Genomic DNA, 24243 nt, shown 5'->3' with positions numbered 1-24243 from the left:
ACATGCCGGGCCACGGCGGTTCAGACCACGAGGCTGAGCGGCGATTCGACCACCGAACGGAAAGCGGCGACCCATTCGGCAGCCAGCGCGCCGTCGACCACGCGATGATCGACCGACAGCGTCACCGTCATGACGGTCGCGATCGCGATGGCATCCCCCTTCACCACCGCCCGCTTCTCGCCCGCCGCGATGGCCAGGATGGCGGCCTGCGGCGGGTTGATGATGGCCGAGAATTCGCGGACCCCGTACATGCCCATGTTCGAGATCGAGAATGAGCCACCCTGGAATTCCTGCGGCTTCAGCTTGCCGGCGCGGGCGCGGGCGATCAGCTCCTTCGCCTCGTTGCTGATCTGGCTCAGCGACTTGCGGTCGGCATTGCGGATGATCGGCGTGATCAGCCCGTCGGGCACCGACACGGCGACCGAGATATCGACATCGTCGTACAGGATGGTCGCATCCTCGGTATAGGACGCATTGACCTTCGGCACCCGCCGCAGCGCGACGGCGACGGCCTTGATCAGCAGGTCGTTGACCGACAGCTTGAACACCCCCGGCCCTTCGGCCGGCGAGGAGGCATTGAGCTGCGCGCGCAGGGCCAGCAGCGCATCCAGCTCCACGTCCATCGCGACGTAGAAATGCGGAATGGTCGATTTCGCCTCGGTCAGCCGGCGCGCGATGACCTTGCGGACCGACGAATTCGGCACGACGGTATGCGGCACGTCGATCGCGGCTGCCGGTGTTGGAAGCGGCGCGGGTTTGGGAGTGGCTGGAGCGGCAGCCGGTGCGGCCACGGCCGCCTCGACGTCGCGACGCACGATGCGGCCATTCGGGCCGCTGCCCTTCACCGCGCCCAGGTCTATGCCCTTCTGGGCCGCGATGCGCCGGGCAAGCGGCGAGGCGAAGACCCGCCCCGCCTTCGGCGCGACCGCAGCAACCGAAGCCGGCGCGGGGGAAGCGGCCGCCGCCGGGGATGCAGCCGGAGCAGGAACGGAAGCCGGAGATGCGGCGGTCGACGCCGTATCGGGCACCGCCTCGCCGTCCGCCACCAGGATGGCGATCGGCGCGTTGACCTTCACGCCTTCGGTACCGGCCTCGACCAGGATACGCCCCAGCGTCCCGTCATCGACGGCTTCGACCTCCATCGTCGCCTTGTCGGTCTCGATCTCGGCGATCACGTCGCCGGAGGCGATGGCTTCGCCTTCCTTCTTCAGCCAGCGGGCCAGCTTGCCCTCGGTCATCGTCGGCGACAAAGCCGGCATCAGGATGTTCACGGACATGGCGTGCGTTCCTCAGACCAGCTTGCGGACCGCATCCACCACCCAGGCCGGGTTGGGAAGGGCCAGCTTTTCCAGATTGGCGGCGAAGGGCATCGGCACGTCTGCACCGGCCACCCGCGCCGGCGGCGCGTCGAGATAGTCGAACGCATGTTCGATAACCTGCATCGCCACTTCCGCGCCGATGCCGGCGAAGGGCCAGCCTTCCTCGACACAAACCAGGCGGCTGGTCTTCTTCACGCTGGCGACGATCGTCTCGGTGTCGAGCGGGCGAATGGTCCGCAGGTTGATCACCTCGGCCGAGATTCCCTGCTCCGCCAGGATCGCGGCGGCTTCCAGCGCCGTGCCGACCATGATCGAGAAGGCGACGATCGTCACGTCGGTCCCCTCGCGCTCGACCTTCGCGCGGCCGATCGGCAGGATGAAATCGTCATCGACCGGGCACGGGAATTTCTGGCCGTACAGGATCTCGTTTTCCAGCACGATCACCGGATTCGGATCGCGGATCGCGGCCCGCAACAACCCCTTGGCATCGGCCGACGACCAGGGCGCGACCACCTTCAGGCCGGGCACATGGCCATACCAGCTCGCATAGCACTGCGAATGCTGGGCGCCCACCCGGGCGGCGGCGCCGTTCGGGCCGCGGAAGACGATCGGGCAGGAAATCTGGCCGCCCGACATGTAGCGCGTCTTGGCCGCCGAATTGATGATGTGGTCGATCGCCTGCATCGCGAAATTCATGGTCATGAATTCCACGATCGGCTTCAGCCCCGTCAGCGCCGCGCCGACCGCCATGCCGGTGAAGCCATGTTCGGTGATCGGGGTGTCGATCACGCGCTTCTCGCCGAATTCGTCCAGCAGCCCCTGCGAGACCTTGTAGGCCCCCTGGTACTGCCCGACTTCCTCGCCGATCAGGAACACGTCTTCGTCGCGCCGCATCTCGGCGAGCATCGCGTCGCGCAGGGCCTCGCGCACCGTGATCTCGATCGTCTCGCCCCAGTCCTTCTCGGGCGCTGCCACCGGCGAGGCCGGCGCCACCGGGGCGGCTGGCGCGGCAGGGGCAGTCGCGGCCGGTGCCGGAGCCTCGGCCTGCGGTGCCGCCACCGGCGCGGCATTCGCGCCGTCCGATTGCAGGTTCGCGATCGGGGTGTTCACCGCGACATGCTCGGTCCCTTCCGGCACCAGGATGTCGCCCAGCGTCCCCTCATCGACGGCTTCGACTTCCATCGTCGCCTTGTCGGTCTCGATTTCGGCGATCACGTCGCCGGCGGCGACATGGTCGCCGGGGGTTTTCAGCCAGCGGGCCAGCTTGCCTTCGGTCATGGTCGGCGACAGGGCGGGCATCAGGATCTGGGTGGTCATGGCTCAGCCCTCCACCAGCACGTCGGTCCACAATTCGGACGGGTCGGGTTCGGGGCTGTTCTGCGCAAAATCGGCTGCGTCCGCGACAATCGCCTTCACCTTGTCCTCGATCCCTTTCAGTTCCGCCTCATCGACGCCCAGCGTCAGCAATTCGCGACGCACCCGGTCGATCGGGTCGTGATTCTTGCGCATTTCGTCCACTTCGCTACGCGGACGGTATTTCGCGGGGTCGGACATGGAGTGGCCGCGATAGCGATAGGTCGTCATTTCCAGCAGGAACGGGCCCTTGCCCTCCCGGCAATAAGCAATCGCTTCCCGCGCCGCCTGGTGTACCGCCTCGACATCCATCCCATCGACCTTGCGCCCCGGGATCCCCCAGGGCTCGCCATTGCGCCACAATTCCTTGGACGCCGAAGACCGCTCGACACTGGTACCCATGCCGTAATGATTGTTTTCGATCACGAACACGCAGGGCAGCTTGTGCAGGGCCGCGAGGTTGAAGCTTTCATAAACCTGGCCCTGGCTGGACGCGCCCTCGCCGAAATAGGCGATCGAGACCTCGTCGCTGCCGCGATACTTGTTCGCGAAGGCCAGCCCGATTCCCAGCGATACCTGCGCGCCGACGATCCCGTGACCGCCATAGAAATTCTTCTCGCGCGAGAACATGTGCATCGACCCGCCCTTGCCGCGGGAATAGCCGCCTGCGCGCCCCGTCAGTTCGGCCATCACGCCGCGCGGGTCCATGCCGGAGGCCAGCATCTGGCCATGGTCGCGATAGGAGGTGATGAGTTTGTCGCCCGGCCTCAGTCCCATCTGGACGCCGACCACCACGGCTTCCTGGCCGATATACAGATGGCAGAAGCCGCCGATCAGGCCCATGCCGTACAACTGGCCCGCCCGCTCCTCGAACCGGCGGATCAGCACCATGTCGTGAAAGGCGTGCTTCAGTTCGTCCATGGAGAAGATCGCATTGTTCCGGTCGGGCTCGGCGATGCCCGCGTCAGTGCCGGACGGTTTTTTTTCGTCCACGGTTTCTCTCCCTTTTTTCATGCACCGCGGCGCCGGAAAGGGATGAGAATCCTGCCCTTCGGCGCTCCGGTCTGATGATGTTCACTCAATTTGCCGTGTTCACGGATGGGGAATGCAGGCCTCTCCATAAGCCGGCATTCGACGGTATCGGCGGAATCGGACGGCAGATCTGTGATGTTCCCTGCCTTTTTACCGCGCGACGAGGCGTCCTCAAAGGCGGAAAGAGGTGTAGGGTCGGAAACAAACCAAACGTATTTGGCAAACGGAGTGAACGTGACCGACACCAATGGCCGAAAGATGTTCTGCGGCAATCGCGTGCGTGCATTGCGGATCGCGCATGAATTGTCGCAGAGGATGATGGCCCAGCGCCTGGCCATTTCCGCGAGCTACCTCAATCAGATCGAAAACAACGTCAAACCGGTCCCGACGCGGCTGCTGATGACGTTGTGCGACATGTTCTCCGTCGCGCCGAGCTATTTCGGCGATGACGGCGAGATCCGGATGCTCCGGCTGCTGCGCGAGGCATCGAGCGACCCGATGTTCCGCTCATCGTTGCCGGAACGCGAGATCCATGGCGCCATCAGGGACAATCCTGCCTTCGTGAGAATGTTCCTGGAACTCTATCGCTCGGTCAGGGCCATGCACGAGCAGGGAAGCGAGATCCAGCCCGACAAGCGAACCGAGGCGGAGCGCGTCTCCGCATGGTCGAAACTCTCCTCGGCCTACGAGATCGTCGGTGACTGGGTACAGGCGGAGCGGAATTATTTCGATACGCTCGATCGGACCGCCGAGCAATTATTCGAAACCGCGCGATTGGAGACGGATACGATCGGAGCGGGGCTGGAGCGCTATCTTCGCGATCGCTTCGGCGTCAAGATTTCCAGCGCGACCGCCGAACCCGTCGCCGGCAACGGCAGCCCGTGTCACTTCGACAGCGCCGATAAGCGCGTCCGCTTCAACCCCGGCCTGCCCGGCCCGACCCGGACCTTCAGCATGGCGCGGTTGATCGCCCATCTGGGATATTCCACGCTGATCGACGAAGCGGCCCGCCACCCGCTCCTGTCCGACGAGAACACGAGGTCGATCGCCCGCGCCGCGATGGCCAATTACTTCGCGGGCGGCCTCATTATGCCGTACGAACTCTTCGCGGCAAAAGCCAAGGCGTTCAAGCATGATCTCGATCACCTGCAAACGACCTTCTCGGCAAGTTACGAGCAGGTGTGCCAGCGACTCTCGTCGCTCCAGCGCCCAGGCGCGGAAGGGGTGCCGTTCTATTTCATCAAGGCGGACGTCGCGGGCAACGTGCTGAAAAGCTACAGCGCCAACCGCTTCAGCCGCGCCCGCTTCGGCGCCCTGTGCCCCCGCTGGAACGTGTTCGAAAGCTTTTCGGCGGCAGGCAAGCTGATCATCCAGATCTCGCAGGATACCGAGGGCGGCCTGTTCATCAGCGTGGCGCGGGCCGTGGTCTCCCACCCGCTGTCATTCTTCGACCGCCAGCCGAAACGCGCCATCGTGCTGGGCTGTTCCGTCGCCCATGCGGACGAAGTCGTCTATTCGTCGATGCTGAACCTGCACGATCCGCGCACATTCATCTCGATCGGCCCCGGCTGCCGGTCGTGCGTGCGCGCCGATTGCGAGCATCGCGCGATGCCGCAGAGCGGCTTCTTCTTTCAGCCGGCGGCGGGTGGCTGAGCCTGGCCGGCTGCTTCGCCGGCCGCCGGGTCTCCATCGGCGCGCCGATAGGGGCCGGAGCGTCCGCCAGATTTGGCGATCAGGCAAATATGCTCGATCGTCAGGTCGCGATCGACGGCCTTGCACATGTCGTAGAGGGTCAGGGCGCAGACAGTGACCGCCGTCAGTGCCTCCATTTCCACCCCTGTCTGCGCGGTCGTGCCGACACAGGCCTCGATCCCGATTCCTCCCCCATCCTCGGTCGGGGCCAGTTCCACGCGCACCGAACTGAGCGCCAGCGGATGGCAAAGCGGAATCAGATCCGCCGTCTTCTTGGCGGCCATGATACCCGCGATCCGCGCGACCGCCAGAACGTCACCCTTCTTCATGCCGCCCGACAGGATCAGGTCCAGCGTTTCCCGCCGCATGCCAACCCGCCCGCGCGCGATCGCCTGTCGCGTGGTCACCGGCTTGCCGGCCACATCCACCATCACGGCGTGGCCACGCGCGTCGAGATGGGTCAGCCCACCGACACCCGACATGGCTCAGGCGGTGCCCAGCAGGGCGCGCGCACCCGCGCCCGGCGAGGGATTGCGCAGTAGCACATCGCCGACCAGAAAGCCGCTTGCGCCGACGTCGCAAAGCCGGAGAATGTCTTCATGGGTCTTGATCCCGCTCTCCGACACCACGATCCGGTCCGGCGGCACCAGCGGAGCAAGCTGAATCGTTGTCTCAAGATCGGTCTTCAATGTCTTGAGATTGCGGTTATTGATCCCGATCAGCGACGTATCCAGCGCCAGGGCACGATTCAGTTCGGGCTCGTCATGCACCTCGACCAGCACGTCCATGTCCAGTCCGCGCGCGATATCCAGCAATTCCGCTGCCTCGCTGTCGGTCAGGGCCGCCAGGATCAGCAGGATGCAATCCGCGCCGATCAGGCGGCTTTCATGCACCTGCCAGGGATCGAGGATGAAATCCTTGCGCAGGATCGGCAGCGAGCAGGCCTCGCGCACCCGCTGGAGATCTTCCGCGCAGCCATGAAAGCACGACCCCTCGGTCAACACCGAGATACAGGCCGCACCGGCCGTTTCATACTCGGCGGCAATCCCGGCGGGATCATAGTCCGGACGCAGGATGCCGGCCGATGGCGAGGCCTTCTTGGCTTCCGCGATCAATCCGATCTGCCGGTCCGCCGTCCGCTGCTTCAGCGCCTGGCCGAAACCACGGGTCGGCGTGGTGATCTCCCGGGCGCGGGCCGTGATTTCCTTCAACGGGGTCACGGTCGCCCGTTGCGCGACATCCACCCTGGTCCGGGCACAGATACGCGCGAGAACATCCGGAATTCCATCCGGATCCAAGATGGTGCCGCACGCGCCCGGGGTGAGATTCGTCGCGGTATCGTTCATAATCAACCCTGTATGCATTCGTCTTGTACGGACGGCCGGTCACCGCGCACGGATTTTAAAACAGCCAGCGCGGACCCGTCATCCAGAACACGCGCCGCCTCCGCGATCAGCGCCCGCAACGCCGGGCGCTGCACGGCGCCTTCTTGCAGAATGTCCCCACGGCCGGCGACATGGAGCGCCGCCGCGGCGTTCAACAGCACGGTATCGCGATACGCGCCATGGGCACCGGCCAGAAGAGCTTCCAGCGCGACGGCGTTTTCCGCCGGACCGCCGCCTCCGATCGCTGAAATCGGCGCCGGGCGCAAGCCGGCATCGCCGGGTTCCAGAGTGAAATCATACAGAATGCCGTCCTGCAAGGCCGCGATCGCCGTCGGGCCGGCCAATGTCAGTTCATCGACCCCCTGCCCCACGCCACATGATCCATGAACGGCCCAGGCCCGCTCCGAGCCGAGAAGCTTGAGCGTCTCGACGACCGGACGCAACCAGGACGGATCGAACACCCCGACCAACTGACGCGTGACGCCGGCGGGATTGCACAATGGCCCGATGAGATTGAACAGCGTCCGCATCCCCAGCGCCTTGCGCGCGGGCGCCGCATAGCGCATGGCCGGATGGTGCGCCGGTGCCGCCATGAAGGCCAGGCCGGTATCGTTCAGTTGCGCCGCGATCACCGCCGGATCGTCCGACAGCGCCACGCCCAACGCCCCCAGCACGTCGATGGCCCCCGAACGCGACGACAAGGCCCGGTTGCCATGCTTGGCCACCGGCACGCCCAGGGCAGCCAGCACGAACGCGACGGCGGTCGATATGTTCAGCGTGCCCAGCCCGTCGCCGCCGGTCCCGCAGACATCGATCGTGCCCGCCGGTACCGGCGTGACGCCATGCATGCGCGCGCGCACGGCACGGACGGCTCCCAGAAGCTCGACCTGCCGCTCGCCCCGCACCCGCAGCGCCATCAGGAAGGACGCGATCAGCATGTCCGGCACACCGCCATCCATGATCAGGCCAAAAGCCTGCTCGGCGTCGGCTTCGTTCAGGATCTCACCACGCGCCAGCCGGCCCAGGACGGCCCGAAACGCGTCGGACGGGTCGACGATCGGTGACGGCGTGCCATCCATCTTCGGTCAGGCCGCCTTTCGCGGCGAATTGAGGCCTCGCGTGATCGCCAGGAAATTGGCCAGGATCGCATGACCATGTTCAGATGCGATGCTCTCAGGATGAAACTGCACCCCGAAGATCGGCAACGCGCGGTGGCGAAGCCCCATGATCACGCCGTCCCCGGTATGCGCGTCGGGCACCAGGTCTGGCGGAAGAGTGTCGGGCTCGACCGTCAGGCTGTGATAACGGGTCGCCTGGAAGGGGCTGGGCAGCCCGGCGAAGACTCCGGTGCCGTCATGGAAGACCGGGCTGACCTTGCCATGCATGGGCGCCGGGGCCCGTATCACGGTGCCACCGAAGACCTGCCCGATGGCCTGATGGCCGAGACAGACCCCGAAAATCGGCACATGCCCGACCGCGCGGCGGATCAGGTCGCAGCAGATCCCGGCCTCGTTCGGCGAACACGGACCCGGCGACAGGACGATCGCCTCGGGATTCAGTTCCATTGCCTCATCGACCGCCAGCGCATCGTTCCGGCGCACGAGGCATTCCTCCCCCAGATCGCCCAGATAATGGACGAGATTGAAGGTGAAACTGTCGTAATTGTCGATCAGCAGGATCATGGCGATATGATGGCCTTCTGTTCCAATCGGGTCAAACGACAGTTCAGAATTTCATCGAAATAATACATACTCTCGCAAATTGAGTCATTTGTTACAAAAACGCCGAACATTACGTAACTTTATGACCAGCGCCAGCAACGCGGTCATTCCGCGTTGCCACCGCGCGCGAACTGCACCGCCGCTTCGGCCGCGCGAAACAGCGCGCGGGCCTTGTGCTGGGTTTCCTCGTATTCGGCGTCGGGCACGCTGTCGGCGACCACTCCGCATCCGGCCTGAACATGCATCTGCCCGTCCTTGACGACCGCCATCCGCAGGCCGATGCAGGTGTCCATCTCGCCGTTCGCGCCGAAATAGCCGATGCACCCGGCATATGTGGCGCGGCGGGTCGGCTCGACCTCGTCGATGATCTCCATCGCCCGGATCTTCGGGGCCCCGGTCAGCGTGCCGGCCGGAAACCCGGCGACCAGCGCGTCCAGCGCTTCCAGCCCCGGCCGCAACGTGCCTTCGACATTCGATGAGATGTGCATGACGTGGCTGAACCGCTCGATCACGAATTTCTCCGTGACCTTGACGCTGCCGATCTCACAGACGCGCCCCACGTCGTTGCGGCCCAGGTCGATCAGCATCAGATGCTCGGCCAGTTCCTTCGGGTCGGCCAGCAGGTCCCGCTCCAGCGCCAGGTCCTCCTCGTTCGTGCGGCCGCGCGGGCGCGTGCCGGCCAGAGGCCGCACGGTCATCCGCCCGTCGCGCAGACGCACCAGAATCTCGGGCGAGGAACCGACGAGGCTGAAGCCGTCAAAGGCCAGATGAAACAGGAACGGTGCCGGGTTGATCCGGCGCAAGGCCCGGTACAGTGCCAGCGGCGGCAGGGTGAACCGGGTCGAGAAACGCTGGCTGGGCACGACCTGAAAGGCGTCGCCGGCCGCGATATAATCCTGAATGCGTCGGACGGTGGCACAGAATGCCTCCCGTGTGAAATTCGAGCGCGGAGGGTCCAGCGGGCCGGTATAGTCCGGCCGGACCTCGTTCAGCGTCAGGGGTTCCGACAGCGTCCTGCGCGCCAGGGCGATCCGTTCCGCCGCCGCCTGCCATGCCTGTTCGGGCGCGCGATCCGGGTCCGGACGGACCGGCGCCGCCAGGATCAGTTCATCCCGCACCGTGTCGAAGATGGCGAACAGTCCGGGGCGGATCATGACCCCTTCGGGCAGATCCAGGTCGTCTAGCGGACTGTCGGGCAGATATTCCATCTGCCGCACCATGTCGTAGCCCAGATAGCCGAACAGGCCGGCCGTCATCGGCGGCAACCCCGCCGGCAGGGCCATCCGGCAGTCGCGGATGATCGCGCGCAACGAATCCAGCGGCGCCTCGGCAACCGGGGTAAAACAGTCCGCATCGCGGTCGGGCGCGATATTGATCGCGGCCTTGCCGTCATGACAGCGCCAGATCAGATCCGGCAGCAGGCCGATGACCGAATAGCGGCCGCGCGCCACCCCGCCCTCGACGCTCTCCAGCAGGAAGGCGTTCCGTGCCGGGTCCGTCTCCGTGGCACCGGCCAGACGCGACAGCCGCATATAGGCCGCGACCGGCGTCAGCAGGTCGGCGGCCTCGACACTCCACACCACGCTGCCGTGCCCGAGCCGCAGCGCGGACAGGGCCTCCTCGCGATCCGCCGGCGTCGGGGCGGCGGGAAGGGTCGGAACGACGGCGGTCACGGACTGCCCTCGCCGGCACCGCCCGTGCCGGTCACCGAGGACAGGGCGGATTTCAGCGCGCCCATGTTGGTCTTGGGCTTTACCGCCTGCTGGAGGGCGGCGGCGTACGACATTCCGATATCATCCGCCAGGGCCTGCGACAGGCTGGTGCGGATGCGGTCGACCTGCATGGCCTGGGTCGCGGGCGCGGGATGCGTGATCGCGGTCAGCGTCGCGATATAGAAGCCGTCGGGCTCGTCGAGCATGACGGTCTGCCCGGTGGAACCGAGGCGGAAGACCAGTCGCGCCAGTTCCTCGGGCACGCCATCGGCCTGCTGCCCGCGCGTCAGCGGCGCAGGATGTTCGACCTGCCGGCCGGTGGCGGCAGCGGCGGCGGACACGCCTCCTTGCGCCTTGGCGGCCAGATACAGCGCGGTGGCCGCGACATTGGCCGCATGGCGCTCGGCCTCGTCGTTCCATGCCGCGCGCACCTGGGCGATGGCGGTATCGAACGGCTGAAGCTGCCCGGGCACGATGCTGTCGACCGCGACCGCGTACCAGCCATTCTCCGGCCCCTGGACCAGGGTCGGGTTGGCGCCCTTCGCCTGGCTGAAGATTCTTCCGATGATCGCCTGGCGCAGCGCGGGCGAGGCCGGGATCGGCGCGGTCTCGCCCCCCTGCGTCATGCCCCGCGCGTCCAGGGTGCCGGCAATCGCGGCGGCCCCCAGATTGTCGGGAATATGGTCCAGCCCGCCGCCGGCAATCGCATCTTGGAGCTTCGATACGCGCTGGCCGATCAACTCCGCTGCCTGCCCGCGGGCGACCTGCTCGCGCAGTTCCTGCCGCGCCGCGGCGAAGTCGGTATCGTGCGGCGGGGTGATCCGCGTGACCTTGAAGACGACCCAGCCTGTATCGACCTGCACCGGTCCCTGGAGGTCGGACGGCGCAGCGGCGAAGACCAGCTTCGCCAGCCCCGCGGACGGAATGCCCGCCTCGCGGACATCATCCATCTGCACCGTGGCGGCATCCCTGGCGTCGGCCTGGATGCGGCCCCAGTCGGCGCCTCCCTTCCACTGGTCCGCGATCGCCTGGGCGCGGGCCTGGTTCGGCGCGGTTACGATCTGCACGCTGCGGGTCTCGGGGACGTGATATTTCGCGCTTTCAGCCTCATATAGCCGCTTCAGTTCGGCATCGGGGATCTCGACCGACTGTGCCACGCTGTCGGGCGACAGCACGACGATGCGCGCATGACGGTATTCGGGCGTCTGGAACAGCCAGGGATGGTTGTCGTAGAACCGGCGAAGCTGCGCGGCGTCGGGCGCGGGCACCTGTGCGGTCAGCGGAACGCGGACCAGATCGATGGTCCGGGTCTGGGCAGCGAAATCGAATGCCTGGCGGACCATGATTTCCGGCGCGCGAGCACCGTTCTGGAGCGGCTCGACCAGCGCACGCACCGCCATGTCCGCGCGGAGCAGGTCCAGGAGGCGGGCCTCGGTCATGCCGATCTGCCGCAGGCGCGAATCGAACAGCTTGCGGTCGAATCGTCCGTCGACCCCCTTGAAGGCCGGCAGCCCGAAGACTTCCTCGCGCAACGCCTGGTCGGGCACCCGCACGCCCAGCCTGTCCGCCGACAGCACGATCTCGGACTGCATCACCAGCCGTTGCAGCACCTGTTCCGCCGCCTGGCGCCTGGTCGCGACCGGCAGTTGGGACGGATCGGTCACGCCCGCTTGGCGCGCGACCTGCTGCAATTCGTTCTGCACCGCCGTGAGGAAATCGTTGGTGGTGACGGTCTGATCGCCCACCCGCGCGATGACATCGGCGCGCTCGCTGCCGATATTCGACAGGACATCGCCCACACCCCAACCGACGAAGGCGAGGAACAGCAGGCCGGCGATGATACGCCCGAGCCAGGAATCGACGAAGACGTGACGCAGGAAGGAAATCATGAACGACAATATCCGGACGAAGGCGGTACAGGCGCGTGCGGCGGCCGGATGGCCGCCATATTCGGCGGGGCACCATAGGGATACGCCCCGCGATTGACCAGAACCCTGTACGCGGGTGCCGCGTCGTCACATGGCCATTGTGCAGGCGTGGCGCCCATGATGTACCATGAATCCGCAACCGGGCGGCGCAACGGCCCTGCAATATAAAATAAATATAGGGATCAAGCGACATGAGGCAGATGATCGTCGGCAACTGGAAGATGAACGGCCTGAGCGCCCCGTCGCGCGCGCTCGTGAGCGCGATCGCGGACGGCCTGCGCGCCACGCCCAACCCCCCGCCGGTCGTGGTCTGCCCGCCCTTTACCCAGTTGGCGGTCCTTGGTCCCCTGTTGAACGGCACGGGCATCGCTCTGGGCGCCCAGGATTGCCATCCTGCGCCGTCCGGCCCGCATACCGGCGACATCTCGGCCAGCATGCTGGCCGAACTGGGGGTGGAGTATGTCATTCTCGGCCATTCCGAACGGCGGCGCGACCATGGCGAACTGGACGAGACGGTGCGCGAGAAGGCGCTCGCGGCGATGGCCGCCGGCCTGACGCCGATCGTCTGTGTCGGCGAGAGCGCCGACCAGCGCGCCGCCGGCGAATATCAGGACGCCGTCGGCTGGCAGATCAAGGGTTCGCTGCCCGACAATTTCAACGGTATCGTGGCCTACGAGCCGATCTGGGCCATCGGGTCCGGCGTGCCGGCCCCGGTCCAGGACATCGCGGACATGATGGGCTTCCTTCGCGCCGAACTGACGCGGCAGTTCGGCGAGGCCGGCAAGACCACCCGGATTCTCTATGGCGGATCGGTCAGCGGGCGCGACGCCTCGGACATCCTGCCGATCGCGGAGGTCGGCGGCGCGCTGGTGGGGGGCGCCAGCCTGGAGGCCGATGCGTTTCTGCCGATTGTCCGCGCCGCCATTGATCTGTAAACGGTCTGTCTGCGCCGCCCTTTCGGAAGTCGAGAATGATCACCCTCCTGCTTTTCCTGCACCTGTTCGTCACCTTGGCCCTGATCGGGACGGTCCTGATTCAGCGCAGCGAGGGCGGCGGCCTGGGAATCGGCAGCAGCCAGGGCATGGGCAGCTTCATGTCCGGGCGCGGCACGGCCAATCTGCTGACGCGCACCACCTCGGTTCTGGCCGGCATCTTCATGCTGCTGTCGCTGACGCTGGCGGTGCTCAATCGCGGCGCCTCGACCGGCGGGGGCCACGACATCCTGGCCCAGCCGCCCGCACCGGCGGCGGTCACCCCGGCCAGCCCTCCGGCGCCTGCTCCGGCTCCGACGGCCCCCACGGCCACGCACTGAAGGATCGGCTGCCTTTCCCCACGGAAGGCAGCCTTTTTTTATCAGGGCACAGGCGACGGTTATTCGCTTTGCCCGGCAGGTCGAAACGGTGTAGGGAGGCCATCCATGACGCGTTTTGTATTCATCACTGGCGGCGTGGTTTCCTCCCTCGGTAAAGGCATCGCCTCCGCAGCCCTCGCGGCGCTGTTGCAGGCGCGCGGATACCAGGTCAGGCTGCGCAAGCTCGATCCCTATCTCAACGTCGATCCGGGCACCATGAGCCCGTATCAGCACGGCGAGGTCTTCGTAACCGACGATGGCGCGGAGACCGATCTCGACCTCGGCCATTACGAGCGGTTTACCGGCGTTCATGCCACGCGGGCCGACAACGCCACCACAGGCCAGATCTATTCGGACGTGATCGCGCGCGAGCGCCGCGGCGATTATCTGGGCGCCACGGTGCAGGTCATTCCCCACATCACGGACGCCATCAAGGATGCCGTGGTCGCGGGCACCGAGGACCTGGATTTCGTGCTGGTCGAAATCGGCGGCACCGTGGGCGATATCGAAAGCCTGCCGTTTCTCGAGGCCATTCGCCAGTTGCGCAACGACCTGGGCGCCGGGCAGACGATGTTCGTCCACCTGACCCTGCTGCCATGGATTCCCTCGGCCGGCGAACTGAAGACCAAGCCGACCCAGCATTCCGTCAAGGAATTGCAGAATGTCGGCATCCAGCCCCAGATGCTGCTGTGCCGGTCGGACCGGCCGATTCCCGACGCCGAACGGCGCAAGATCGCCAATTTCTGCAATGTCCGTTCCGAGGCCGTGATCGCGGCGCTGGATGTCGACACGATCTATGCCTGCCCGATCTCGTACCATGCCGAAGGCATGGACACCGAAGTCCTGCGCCATTTCGGCCTGCCCTTCGACCAGGAGCCCGACCTGTCGCGCTGGCACCGGGCGCTCGACGCCATCCGCCACCCCGAGGGCGAGGTCCGGATCGCGGTCGTCGGCAAATATACCGCCCTGCTGGACGCCTATAAATCCCTGATCGAGGCCCTGCTGCATGGTGGCATCGCCAACCGGGTGCGGGTCAGGCTGGACTGGGTCGAGGCCGAGACCTTCGAGAAATCGGAAGACGCGCTGGAAGCCCTGCACAACGTCCACGCGATTCTCGTGCCCGGCGGATTCGGCGAGCGTGGCGCGGAAGGCAAGATCCAGGCCGTGCGCTTCGCGCGTGAGCATGATATTCCATTCCTGGGTATCTGCTTCGGCATGCAGATGGCCGTCATCGAGTGTGCCCGCAATCTGGCGGGCCTGCCCGACGCCTCCTCGACCGAGTTCGGCCCGACCGGGGAACCGCTCGTCGGCCTGATGACGGAATGGGCACGCAACAACGAATTGCTGCGCCGGCGCGAAGGTGGGGATCTGGGCGGGACGATGCGCCTGGGCGCCTACCCCGCCAAGCTGGCCGAGGGATCGCGCGTGGCCGGGATCTATGGCCGAACCGACATCCGCGAGCGGCATCGCCATCGCTACGAGGTCAACGTCCATTACCGCGAGCAGTTGGAAAAGACCGGCATGCGCTTCTCGGGCATGTCGCCCGACGATATCCTGCCCGAAGTGGTCGAATATCCCGATCATCCCTGGTTCATCGGCGTGCAGTATCACCCCGAGCTGCTGTCCAAGCCCTTCGATCCGCATCCGCTGTTCTCCGGCTTCGTCGGCGCGGCGGTCAAGAAGATGCGCCTGGTATGACCGACCACCGTCTGTTGAAGATCGGAGATCTCGCGGTCGGCAACGACCGCCCCTTCGTCCTGATCGCCGGTCCGTGCCAGATCGAATCCGAATCCCACACCATGGAAATGGCCGAGGCGCTGTGCGCGATCGCGCAGGAGACCGGGGTCGGGCTGATCTATAAAAGCTCGTTCGACAAGGCCAATCGCACCAGCATCGGCGCGCAACGCGGGGTCGGCATGGCCAGGGGGCTGGAAATCCTGGCCCGGGTGCGCGAGCGGTTCGGCGTGCCGGTGCTGACCGACGTGCATGCGGCCGAGCAATGCGCGACGGTGGCCCAGGCCGTCGACATACTCCAGATTCCGGCCTTTCTGTGCCGCCAGACCGACCTGCTGCTGGCGGCGGGCGAAACCGGCTCGGCGATCAATGTCAAGAAGGGGCAGTTCCTGGCGCCGTGGGACATGAAGAATGTCGCGGCCAAAATCGCCTCGACGGGCAACGAGCGGATCATGCTGTGCGAGCGCGGCACCAGTTTCGGCTACAACACGCTGGTCAACGACATGCGCGGCCTGCCGATCATGGCCGAGACCGGCTATCCGGTGGTGTATGATGCCACCCATTCGGTCCAGCAGCCTGGCGGCTTGGGCGGATCGTCGGGCGGACAGCGTGAATACGCCCCCATTCTGGCCCGCGCCGCGCTGGCGATCGGGGTGGCGGCGGTGTTCATCGAGACGCACCAGGATCCGGACCACGCCCCCAGCGACGGCCCGAACATGATTCCGATCCGCGAAATGAAACCCCTGGTCGAGCGCCTGGCCCGTTACGATCGTTTGACCAAGGGCGCCTGATCCGTCGTCGCACTCGGGGTCAGGCCAGGCGTATCAGCATGGCCAGCCCCAGGCAGGCCATGAAGATCGCGGTGACCCACAGCCGCAGGGCCAGATAGCCCGACGGCAGTTCGCCCCGGCGCCATGCCGCCCGCTCCGCCAGAAACAGCCCGAAAAATCCCGCCATCAGCGCGGCAAGCCCGAGCGTGACATGGCCCAGGAAGGTCGCGTGGCACGCTACCCAGCCGACCGGCAGCGGCAGTCCCCCGATCATCAGCCGCCGGTCGTCGCGCCGCGTATCCAGCCGCTTGCCCGTGATCAACGTCGGCCGGTCCAGTGCCAGTCCCCAATGGACCGCGCCGCTGAAAGCCAGCAGCAGGGCGGCATATTCTACCAGGCCCATGGTCGTGCCCGGCACGTCGGCGGTTGAAAACAGCCCCCCGACCGCGAGGACAATGGCCGGAAGCGGGCTGACAATTCCCATCAGAACCGTTGGAAGGGGCAGGCGTTTCATGTTTATCTTCCTCCAGCCCTGCTATTATCGCGTGGCTCGCCGCTTGCCCATGATACCGATCACAGGCGGCAGATGAATCCTGCCAGGCATGTCGGGAACGATTTCCCGGCCGCCGTTGCATGTCGCTGCCTGACCTGCAACGGGCCCAATAGTCATAAACCGAGGAAGCTAGATCCATGAGTGCTATCGTCGATATCGTCGCGCGTGAAATCCTGGATAGTCGCGGCAACCCGACCGTGGAGGTCGATGTCGAACTCGAGTCCGGCGCCAAAGGCCGGGCCGCCGTCCCGTCCGGCGCGTCGACGGGCGCGCACGAGGCGGTCGAACTGCGTGACGGCGACAAGTCCCGCTACGGCGGCAAGGGTGTGCTCAAGGCGCTGGAACATATCGAGAGCGAGATCCTCGAAGCCCTGCAAGGCGCCGAATCGTCCGACCAGATCGCGATCGACGAAGCGATGATCGATCTGGACGGCACGCCCAACAAGGCTCGGCTGGGCGCCAATGCGATCCTGGCGGTGTCGCTGGCGGTCGCCAAGGCATCAGCCGAGGAATTGCAGGTTCCGCTCTATCGCTATGTCGGTGGCGTCTACGCGCGTACCCTGCCGGTGCCGATGATGAACATCGTCAATGGCGGCCAGCATGCCGACAATCCGATCGATATCCAGGAATTCATGATCCAGCCGGTGGGCGCGCCCACCCTGGCCGACGCGGTGCGCGTGGGTTCCGAAATCTTTGCCCAGCTCAAGAAGAACCTGTCGGCGGCCGGCCACAACACCAATGTCGGCGACGAAGGCGGCTTCGCCCCCGGCCTGAAATCGGCCGACGAGGCGCTGGGCTTCATCACCAAGGCGGTCGAGGCAGCCGGGTATCGCCCGGGCGAGGACGTGACCTTCGCGCTCGATTGCGCCTCGACCGAATTCTACCACGACGGCCGCTATGTCATGGAAGGCGAAGGCAAGAGCCTCGATTCGGCCGGCATGATCGGATATCTGGCCGATCTCGCGGCGCGCTACCCCATCGTGTCGATCGAGGACGGACTGGCGGAAGACGATTGGGAAGGCTGGGCCGCCCTGACGGCGACGCTGGGCAAGACAGTCCAGTTGGTCGGTGACGATCTGTTCGTGACCAATCCGGATCGCCTGCGCCGCGGCATCAAGGCCGGCGTCGCCAATTCGCTGCTGGTCAAGGTCAACCAGATCGGCACACTCAGCGAAACGCTGGAAGCTGTCGAGATGGCGCATCGCGCGGGCTACACGGCGGTGATGAGCCACCGTTCCGGCGAGACCGAGGATTCGACCATCGCCGACCTGGCGGTGGCGACCAATTGCGGGCAGATCAAGACCGGTTCGCTGTCGCGTTCCGACCGGACGGCGAAATACAACCAGTTGATCCGAATCGAGAACGAGCTGGCGACCGCCGCCCGCTATGCCGGCCGGTCGATCCTGAAGACGGCCTGACCAAGCCAGCAACCCGATTCGGCGGCGCAACGCGGAAAACAGTTTCCAGCGGCCGCCGAATCGGGAATAGTAAGCTATTCCAACGATTCCTTGCGGAAACCGGGAGAAAGACCGTCCATGCAGATCGGCCGGATTGTGCGGCGGACCGTCCGTATGGTCGTCCCCCCTGCCCTGTTCATTGGCCTGACCGCCTATTTCGGGGTGAACGCCATGCATGGCGATCACGGGATCCACAGCTATCAGGCGCAATTGCATCTGCTGGACGAGGCCCGCGCCGCCCAGGTGGACGCGGTGTCGGAACAGGCTGCCTGGGCCCGCAGGGTCAACGGATTGAAGGAAAAGGCGCTGGACCGCGACACGCTGGACGAACGGTCGCGTGCGATGCTGAATCTGGCGCGGCCCGGTGAACTCGTCATCCCCTACGGACCGCACGACCGGCTGTTCTAAAGGGTGCCTGAAAACAAGGAAGGCCGGGCACCCTGCGGATGCCCGGCCTTCTTCATGTCCAGCCCGCACGCGAGGCGCGGAACCGGATGGATTATTTGATCTTCGCTTCGCGGAAGGCCACGTGCTTGCGCGCGACGGGGTCGTATTTCCGCATTTCGAGCTTGCCGGTCTGGGCACGGGCGTTTTTCTTCGTGACGTAGAAATACCCGGTGTCCGCCGACGAGACGAGCTTGATCTGAATGGTGTTGGTCTTGGCCATGGAATCCTCAGCACTGCTCCGCCGCTGCTGGAACAATCAGGTGCAGCAGTGGTTCAAGTCGGCGGAAAATGCGCATACAGAGCCCCGAGGTCAAGCGTTAGTCGCACGAATCGCGCAGATATATGTGCCTGACCGTCGAACACGGGAGAATTGGGACCGATGCTGAGTGTCGCCGAAGCCCAGGCGCGTATCCTGGCAGACCTCGTGCCCACGGGGCCGGAACTGGTATCCCTGGCCGAGTCATGGGGACGAATCGCCGTCGCCGACATTGCCGCGCGGCTGGACAATCCGCCCGCCGATATGTCCGCCATGGACGGCTACGCCGTCCGCGCGGAGGATTGCGCGCCGGGCAACGTCCTGTCGCTGGTGGGTGAAGGTCCGGCAGGCCATCCCTTCCCCGGCCGGGTCGGAAGTGGTGAGACCGTCAGACTCTATACTGGCAGCGTGGTTCCCCAGGGCGCCGACGCGATCCTGATCCAGGAAAACGCGCGGCAGGATGCGGAGCGGGTCACGGTCGCCGCCACACCAGGCGTCGGGCAGCATATCCGCCGGAGAGGCCAGGATTTCGCCCGGGGCGAAATGGTCGTCCCGGCCGGGCGCGCGCTCACGGCGCGCGATATCGGCCTGGTGGCGGCGGCGAATCATGCCTGGGTCGCCGTGCGGCGGCGCCCCGTGGTCGTCATTCTCTCCACGGGCGATGAAATCGCGCTGCCGGGCGACCCGATCGCTCCGGGCGGTATCGCCAATTCCAACACCCCGATGCTCGCCGCCCTGGTGCGCGCCTGCGGCGGCGAGCCGGTGATGCTGCCGGCCGCGCGCGATACCGCGCCCGACATCGCACGCCTGGCGCAGGGAATCGAAACCGCCGACCTGTTGCTGACCGTGGGCGGCGCCAGCGTCGGCCGCTACGACCTGGTGCAGCAGGGCCTGGAACGGATCGGGCTGACGGTCGATTTCTGGAAGATCGCGATGCGCCCGGGCAAGCCGCTGATGCATGGCCGGATCGGCCGGGTTCCGGTCCTCGGGCTGCCCGGCAATCCGGTGGCGGCCCTGGTCTGCGGCCTGATCTTCGCGCTGCCGGCGATCCGCGCGCTGGCGGGGCACCAGGAACGGTGCCTGCCCGAGGATCGGGCGATCCTTGGGGGCGACCTGCCGGAGAACGACCGCCGGGCCGATTATCTGCGCGCCACCTTGTCCCGCGTGCCGGATGGCAGCTTGGTCGCAACCGCCTTCGACCGGCAGGATTCGGCGATGTTGCACATATTGGCCAGCAGCCAGGCCCTGATCCTGCGACCGCCTTTCGCTCCGCCGGCGCGGGCGGGCGAATCGTGCCGCGTGGTCAGGCTGGATACGCTCTCGATCTGAGCGCAATGATATTGACGGACGGGCAGGAACCAATATAGAACACAACCGAACTGTTTCCTGTTTGTTCCTTTTCTGGCAACCGATGGGCAGACGGGCGGAACAACGATGTCACGGGGTGCCAATGCTGACACGCAAGCAACATGAACTGCTGCTGTTCATCGACCGGCACCTGAAGCGGACGGGGTTTTCCCCTTCGTTCGACGAAATGAAGGACGCGCTGAACCTGCGGTCGAAATCCGGCATCCACCGGCTGATTTCGGCGCTGGAGGAACGGGGCTTCCTGCAACGCCGCCATCACCGCGCCCGGGCTCTGGAGGTGTTGCGCCTGCCGGAAATGGCGGCTCCTCCCACCCCGTCGAAGGATGTCACGCCTGACGCCGGTCCCGCGCCAGGCACGGCGGATCAGCCTTTCGTGCCGAATGTCATCAAGGGCGATTTCGCCGGCCGTCTGGCGGGCGCTCCCATCGCGACCGATGCCGAGGCCGTCAGCCTGCCCTTCTACGGACGCATCGCCGCCGGCCAGCCGATCGAGGCCCTGCGCGAGACCGAGGCGCAGGTCGCCGTGCCGATGACCCTGCTGGGCCGCGGCGATCATTACACGCTGGAAGTCGCGGGCGATTCGATGGTCGAAGCCGGGATTCTCGACGGCGACACCGTGGTCATCCGCCGCAGCGACACGGCCGATAACGGGCAGGTCGTGGTGGCGCTGATCGACGATCAGGAAGTCACGCTGAAACGGCTTCGCCGGCGCGGCAGCACCATCGCCCTGGAACCCGCCAATGCGCGCTACGAATCGCGCATCGTGCCGGCCGACCGGGTGCGCATCCAGGGGTTTCTGGTCGGGCTGCTCCGCCGTTACGAATAAGGGGCAAGGAGACGTTCGAAAGACGGCAGCAGCCGGGCCAGTCGCTCGACGTCCGCCGGGCCGATCCTATCCAGATGCGGAAATTCCGCCAGCACCCTGGCACCCCCGAACAGGCTGATGGCCCGTCGCGCCTCGGGGGATGGGGGGCCGTTCAGCACCACCCCGGCAATCGCAATCCCTCGTCGGCGCAGGGCCTGCAAGGTCAGCAGCGTATGGTTGATCGTGCCCAGTTGGCTGCGCGCGACCAGCACCACCGGTAGCGCGAAGCGGGCGATCAGGTCGATCATCATGCAATCCGGCGCGATCGGCACCATCACCCCGCCCGCCCCCTCCACCACCAGCGGCCGCGTGCCTCGCGGCGCGGGCAGCCTCAACCCCGCGGTGTCGAGCACGATATTCTCCCGCCCGGCGGCGTCGAAGGGCGAGAGCGGAGCCGACAGCACGGCGGCGGGCGGATGGATGCGGGCCGGCTCCAGCCCGGCCAGTTCCGCGACCGTCACGCTGTCGGCGATGTCCTCGGCAACGCCGGTCTGGAACGGCTTCCAGTATTCCGCCGCCCAGGCATGGACCAGGCACGCCGAAACCAGCGTCTTGCCGACCCCGGTATCGGTACCCGTCACAAAGACGCCCGGGCAGGCGGGGACACGGAACAGGCCGTACCCGACGATATAGCTTGCCGTCACGCCCTCGGGGGTCTCCAGCGCGCGCAGCAGCCGCCGCATCACGCCCGGCGCATGCGGGCGCGTGCCCTCGCGCGGCAGCGAGGCGCCGATCTGACGCAGTTCGCGCACGAATGCCAGCGACGTTTCCGGCCGGTCGAGAATCGTCTCGGCCTGCCACAGGCCCTGGCCGGTGGCAGGCCACTCGTCCTCCAGCGTCGCCGGCGGTGGATAGAGCGGGATCGCGCACGCCACCCCCGCCGCCGCATGCACACGCCGCCATTCGGCGAAACTGCCCGCGCAAAGGGTCGAAAATGCCATCATCCCGCCGGGGGTCAGCATCGCGGCCAACCGTGCCAGTGCTGCCGCGCGGTCGCTGAACCATTGCATCGACAGGCTGGAACAGATCAGGTCGTAGCGGCCGCCTACCTCTTCCGGCGCCTCGGCATCCAGCACCAGGTAGCGCACATGGCCTGATCCCTGCATGCTGTCCAGGCGACGGCGGGCACGATCGCGCATCTCGGGTGCCAGGTCGCTCACCGTCAGGTCGGCATCCGGAAACAGGCGGCGCAGATGCTGGGTGAGAAAACCGGTGCCGCATCCCAACTCCAGGATCCGGGTGGGCGCCCTGCCGGTGGCGGCGATCCGCTCCGCCAGCCGCCCGGCGACCAGGCGCTGCACCCGCGCCGCGTCGTCATAGGTTTCGGCGGCGCCGAAGCGGGCGGCAATCCGTTGCTTGCGCGTGGTCATGGCGGGCAGGGCTCCGCGATCATGCGGGTGATGGCGTCGGCGCATCGGTCGGGATGGGTCAGAGGCAGCAGATGGCCACCATCCTCGACCCATTCCACCGGCACGCGGCCAAGGAAGCTGGCTTCGGTCATCGCAGGCGGCGCGATGGGGTCCTCGGCGCCTGCCAGCACCCGGATCGGTGGCAGGCCGGCGCCCTGCCCCGCATCGCACGCCGCGCGCGCATCGGCGTTCCGCAGCAGGTCCAGCGCCCAGGCCAGCCGCTCCGCCCGGGCGGCGCCGGGTGCAGGGGTCGTGATTCCGGTCCGGCCGCGAAAGGCGGCGACCACATCGTCCGGATGATGGTCCAGCCCGCGCGCCATCCGTTCGATCACGCGCGGCGAGACGCCCTGGCGGTAGTCTTCCGCGGCGCCGAAACGGGCGAACCCGTTGATCAGCAGCATGCCGACGCACTCGGCCGGTGGGTTCAGCAGCAGCCACAGCGCACCCAGCGAATGGCCGACCGCAACATGGCGTCCCGCCGGCCGATCCGCCATCCGCGCGGCACCGAAGAAACCGAGATCCAGCGCCGTGGCCTCGACCTGGCCCAACCGCGCGCGGACCGGCTGCCAGAAATCGGGCGTAAATCCCCAGCCATGGATCAGAAACAGCGCCACCGACGCCGGGTCATCGGACAATGCCATGCTCCCGTGCCCCCTCATCGAGCGCCCGCAGCAGACGATCGACCATTGCCGTATCATGCGCCGCGCTCAGCGCCAGCCGGATGCGGGCCGTCCCGGACGGCACCGTCGGCGGCCGGATCGCCCCACCGAGAATCCCAAAGCGCGCCAGGGTCTCGGCCAGCGCCAGCGTCTGCCCGCTGTCGCCGACCATGACCGGCACGATCTGGGTGGAAGACAAGCCGGTGGACCAGCCCCGATCGCCCAATTCCGCGCGCAGATGTGCCGCCAGCGTCGCCAGATGCCGGCGTTCGTCCTCCATCGTCGGCACCAGGTCCAGCGCCGCGTCGATCGCCCCCAGCAGCGCGGGCGGCGGCGCGGTGGTATAGATAAAGCCCGAACAGGTGCTGACCAGCCAGTCGCACAGCGCGCGCGTGCCCGCGACATAGGCCCCGAACCCGCCCAGCGCCTTGCTGAACGTGCCCATCACCAGATCCACCCCTCCCGCCTCGGCGGACAGGCCCCGGCCCTGCGGTCCCAGCACGCCGGTCGCATGCGCCTCGTCCAGATACAGAAATGCGTCATGCCGCGCCGCGAGCGCCTTCAGGGCCGCGACCTCCGTCCGGTCGCCATCCATGCTGAACACGCTTTCCGTGACGATGAACCGCAAGCCCTTCCGGTCGCGATGACGCTCCAGCGCCTGTTCCAGATGGCCGAGATCGTTATGGGCGAAGCGGATCTGGCGGAGTCCGGCCGCCTGGCAGCCATGATGCAGGCTGGCGTGGTTCAGCCTGTCGGTAAAGACCACGGCCGGGGCGCCGGTGGTCTCCATTGACAGGCGAAACAGCGCGGGCAGGATCGCGGCATTGGCCTGCCAGCCCGATGCCAGGAGCAACGCGGCCTCGGTCCCCTTGAAGCGTGCCAGCTTTTCCTCGACCAGCCGATGCTGCTCGCTGGTACCCGTCACCAGGCGCGAGGCCCCGCTGCCGGTGCCGAATCGCCGCGTCCAGTCGATGGACCGTGCCTTCAGCGCCGGATGCACGGACAGGCCGAGATAATCGTTGGACGAGAAATTCAGCAACGTCGCGCCCTCGCGCCGGACGATCACCGGTCCGTCGCGTTCCAGCGGCCGCACGGCACGCCGCAGATGGTCGCGGGACAATCCATCCAGCGCGGTCTGGAAAAATTCATCGAAACGGGTCATGAAGCGATGGTTTGTGCCGGACCCCATGAAGCCGGTCAATTCCAGTCTGCCGTCCCCGCGAGGAGAGCAC

23 protein-coding genes are annotated in these 24243 nt (G+C 66.5%); 9 read left to right on the top strand and 14 right to left on the bottom strand.

The window, feature by feature from the left end; genetic code table 11:
- Positions 1-20: 20 nt before the first annotated feature.
- Genes HLH48_RS02900 through pdhA form a run of 3 tightly spaced genes read right to left on the bottom strand, consistent with a single transcriptional unit; the run spans position 21 to position 3593 of the window.
- The gene (locus tag HLH48_RS02900) at positions 21-1277 is read right to left on the bottom strand and encodes a pyruvate dehydrogenase complex dihydrolipoamide acetyltransferase (RefSeq protein ID WP_182995990.1); all 1257 of its coding nucleotides are present in this window, start codon (positions 1275-1277) and stop codon (positions 21-23) included.
- A gap of 12 nt (positions 1278-1289) precedes the next feature.
- Positions 1290-2636: a pyruvate dehydrogenase complex E1 component subunit beta gene (locus HLH48_RS02895; RefSeq protein ID WP_182995989.1), complete on the bottom strand. Its 1347-nt coding sequence runs from the start codon at positions 2634-2636 to the stop codon at positions 1290-1292.
- A 3-nt stretch (positions 2637-2639) separates the two neighbouring features.
- Entirely contained in the window at positions 2640-3593 is a 954-nt protein-coding gene (pdhA, locus tag HLH48_RS02890) for a pyruvate dehydrogenase (acetyl-transferring) E1 component subunit alpha (RefSeq protein ID WP_182996053.1), read from the bottom strand.
- Between the two features lie 345 nt (positions 3594-3938).
- Here pdhA and HLH48_RS02885 point away from each other — a divergent pair, with 345 nt between their 5' ends.
- Positions 3939-5357, top strand: a complete 1419-nt coding sequence (locus HLH48_RS02885) for a helix-turn-helix domain-containing protein (RefSeq protein ID WP_182995988.1) — start codon at positions 3939-3941, stop codon at positions 5355-5357.
- Here HLH48_RS02885 and moaC read toward each other — a convergent pair.
- The 6 genes from moaC to HLH48_RS02855 form a co-directional block, all read right to left on the bottom strand.
- Complete coding sequence (moaC, locus tag HLH48_RS02880) at positions 5336-5878, bottom strand: cyclic pyranopterin monophosphate synthase MoaC (protein ID WP_182995987.1); 543 nt, start codon at positions 5876-5878, stop codon at positions 5336-5338. The two genes, HLH48_RS02885 and moaC, sit on opposite strands and share 22 nt — an antisense overlap.
- A gap of 3 nt (positions 5879-5881) precedes the next feature.
- A complete protein-coding gene (trpC, locus tag HLH48_RS02875; RefSeq protein ID WP_182995986.1) occupies positions 5882-6742 on the bottom strand; it encodes an indole-3-glycerol phosphate synthase TrpC in 861 nt (286 codons plus the stop codon).
- Between the two features lie 2 nt (positions 6743-6744).
- A complete protein-coding gene (gene trpD, locus HLH48_RS02870) occupies positions 6745-7860 on the bottom strand; it encodes an anthranilate phosphoribosyltransferase (RefSeq protein WP_182995985.1) in 1116 nt (371 codons plus the stop codon).
- A 6-nt stretch (positions 7861-7866) separates the two neighbouring features.
- Entirely contained in the window at positions 7867-8463 is a 597-nt protein-coding gene (locus tag HLH48_RS02865) for an anthranilate synthase component II (protein WP_182995984.1), read from the bottom strand.
- Positions 8464-8606: 143 nt separating this feature from the next.
- Positions 8607-10175, bottom strand: a complete 1569-nt coding sequence (trpE, locus tag HLH48_RS02860) for an anthranilate synthase component I (RefSeq protein ID WP_182995983.1) — start codon at positions 10173-10175, stop codon at positions 8607-8609.
- Positions 10172-12103, bottom strand: a complete 1932-nt coding sequence (locus tag HLH48_RS02855) for a peptidylprolyl isomerase (protein ID WP_182995982.1) — start codon at positions 12101-12103, stop codon at positions 10172-10174. Before HLH48_RS02855 ends, trpE begins: the two co-directional genes overlap by 4 nt.
- A 230-nt stretch (positions 12104-12333) precedes the next feature.
- On the opposite strand from HLH48_RS02855, the gene tpiA reads away from it, so the two are divergent.
- The 4 genes from tpiA to kdsA all read left to right on the top strand — a co-directional run bounded on the left by tpiA (position 12334) and on the right by kdsA (position 16018).
- Positions 12334-13077 (top strand): triose-phosphate isomerase, encoded by a 744-nt coding sequence (tpiA, locus tag HLH48_RS02850; protein WP_182995981.1) that lies wholly within the window; start codon positions 12334-12336, stop codon positions 13075-13077.
- A gap of 35 nt (positions 13078-13112) precedes the next feature.
- Positions 13113-13454, top strand: a complete 342-nt coding sequence (gene secG / locus HLH48_RS02845) for a preprotein translocase subunit SecG (protein ID WP_182995980.1) — start codon at positions 13113-13115, stop codon at positions 13452-13454.
- Positions 13455-13559: 105 nt separating this feature from the next.
- Entirely contained in the window at positions 13560-15191 is a 1632-nt protein-coding gene (locus tag HLH48_RS02840) for a CTP synthase (RefSeq protein ID WP_182995979.1), read from the top strand.
- The gene (gene kdsA / locus HLH48_RS02835; RefSeq protein WP_182995978.1) at positions 15188-16018 is read left to right on the top strand and encodes a 3-deoxy-8-phosphooctulonate synthase; all 831 of its coding nucleotides are present in this window, start codon (positions 15188-15190) and stop codon (positions 16016-16018) included. The genes HLH48_RS02840 and kdsA overlap by 4 nt, the downstream gene beginning before the upstream one ends.
- Positions 16019-16037: 19 nt before the next feature.
- Here the strand turns inward: kdsA and HLH48_RS02830 are convergent, their stop codons facing one another.
- Complete coding sequence (locus HLH48_RS02830; RefSeq protein WP_182995977.1) at positions 16038-16511, bottom strand: DUF3429 domain-containing protein; 474 nt, start codon at positions 16509-16511, stop codon at positions 16038-16040.
- A 176-nt stretch (positions 16512-16687) separates the two neighbouring features.
- Here HLH48_RS02830 and eno point away from each other — a divergent pair, with 176 nt between their 5' ends.
- Both eno and HLH48_RS02820 read left to right on the top strand, forming a co-directional pair.
- A complete protein-coding gene (eno, locus tag HLH48_RS02825) occupies positions 16688-17968 on the top strand; it encodes a phosphopyruvate hydratase (RefSeq protein ID WP_182995976.1) in 1281 nt (426 codons plus the stop codon).
- Between the two features lie 117 nt (positions 17969-18085).
- Positions 18086-18415: an FtsB family cell division protein gene (locus HLH48_RS02820; protein WP_182995975.1), complete on the top strand. Its 330-nt coding sequence runs from the start codon at positions 18086-18088 to the stop codon at positions 18413-18415.
- 91 nt (positions 18416-18506) lie between these two features.
- Here HLH48_RS02820 and rpmG read toward each other — a convergent pair whose 3' ends face one another.
- Complete coding sequence (gene rpmG, locus HLH48_RS02815) at positions 18507-18674, bottom strand: 50S ribosomal protein L33 (RefSeq protein WP_114728317.1); 168 nt, start codon at positions 18672-18674, stop codon at positions 18507-18509.
- A gap of 159 nt (positions 18675-18833) precedes the next feature.
- Here rpmG and HLH48_RS02810 point away from each other — a divergent pair, with 159 nt between their 5' ends.
- Positions 18834-20039: a molybdopterin molybdotransferase MoeA gene (locus tag HLH48_RS02810; protein ID WP_182995974.1), complete on the top strand. Its 1206-nt coding sequence runs from the start codon at positions 18834-18836 to the stop codon at positions 20037-20039.
- 121 nt (positions 20040-20160) lie between these two features.
- Positions 20161-20904 (top strand): transcriptional repressor LexA, encoded by a 744-nt coding sequence (gene lexA, locus HLH48_RS02805; protein ID WP_182995973.1) that lies wholly within the window; start codon positions 20161-20163, stop codon positions 20902-20904.
- Here the strand turns inward: lexA and bioD are convergent.
- Genes bioD through HLH48_RS02790 form a run of 3 tightly spaced genes read right to left on the bottom strand, consistent with a single transcriptional unit; the run spans position 20895 to position 24200 of the window.
- Positions 20895-22313 carry a dethiobiotin synthase gene (bioD, locus tag HLH48_RS02800; RefSeq protein WP_182995972.1) on the bottom strand — a complete coding sequence of 473 codons (1419 nt, stop codon included), beginning with the start codon at positions 22311-22313 and terminating at the stop codon, positions 20895-20897. The two genes, lexA and bioD, sit on opposite strands and share 10 nt — an antisense overlap.
- The gene (locus tag HLH48_RS02795) at positions 22310-22993 is read right to left on the bottom strand and encodes an alpha/beta fold hydrolase (protein WP_182995971.1); all 684 of its coding nucleotides are present in this window, start codon (positions 22991-22993) and stop codon (positions 22310-22312) included. Before HLH48_RS02795 ends, bioD begins: the two co-directional genes overlap by 4 nt.
- Positions 22977-24200 (bottom strand): aminotransferase class I/II-fold pyridoxal phosphate-dependent enzyme, encoded by a 1224-nt coding sequence (locus HLH48_RS02790; RefSeq protein ID WP_408871443.1) that lies wholly within the window; start codon positions 24198-24200, stop codon positions 22977-22979. The genes HLH48_RS02795 and HLH48_RS02790 overlap by 17 nt, the downstream gene beginning before the upstream one ends.
- Positions 24201-24243 lie beyond the last annotated feature (43 nt).

Source organism: Gluconacetobacter sacchari, assembly GCF_014174255.1.
GTDB lineage: Bacteria > Pseudomonadota > Alphaproteobacteria > Acetobacterales > Acetobacteraceae > Gluconacetobacter > Gluconacetobacter sacchari.
This window is presented reverse-complemented; position numbering and strand designations above follow the sequence as displayed.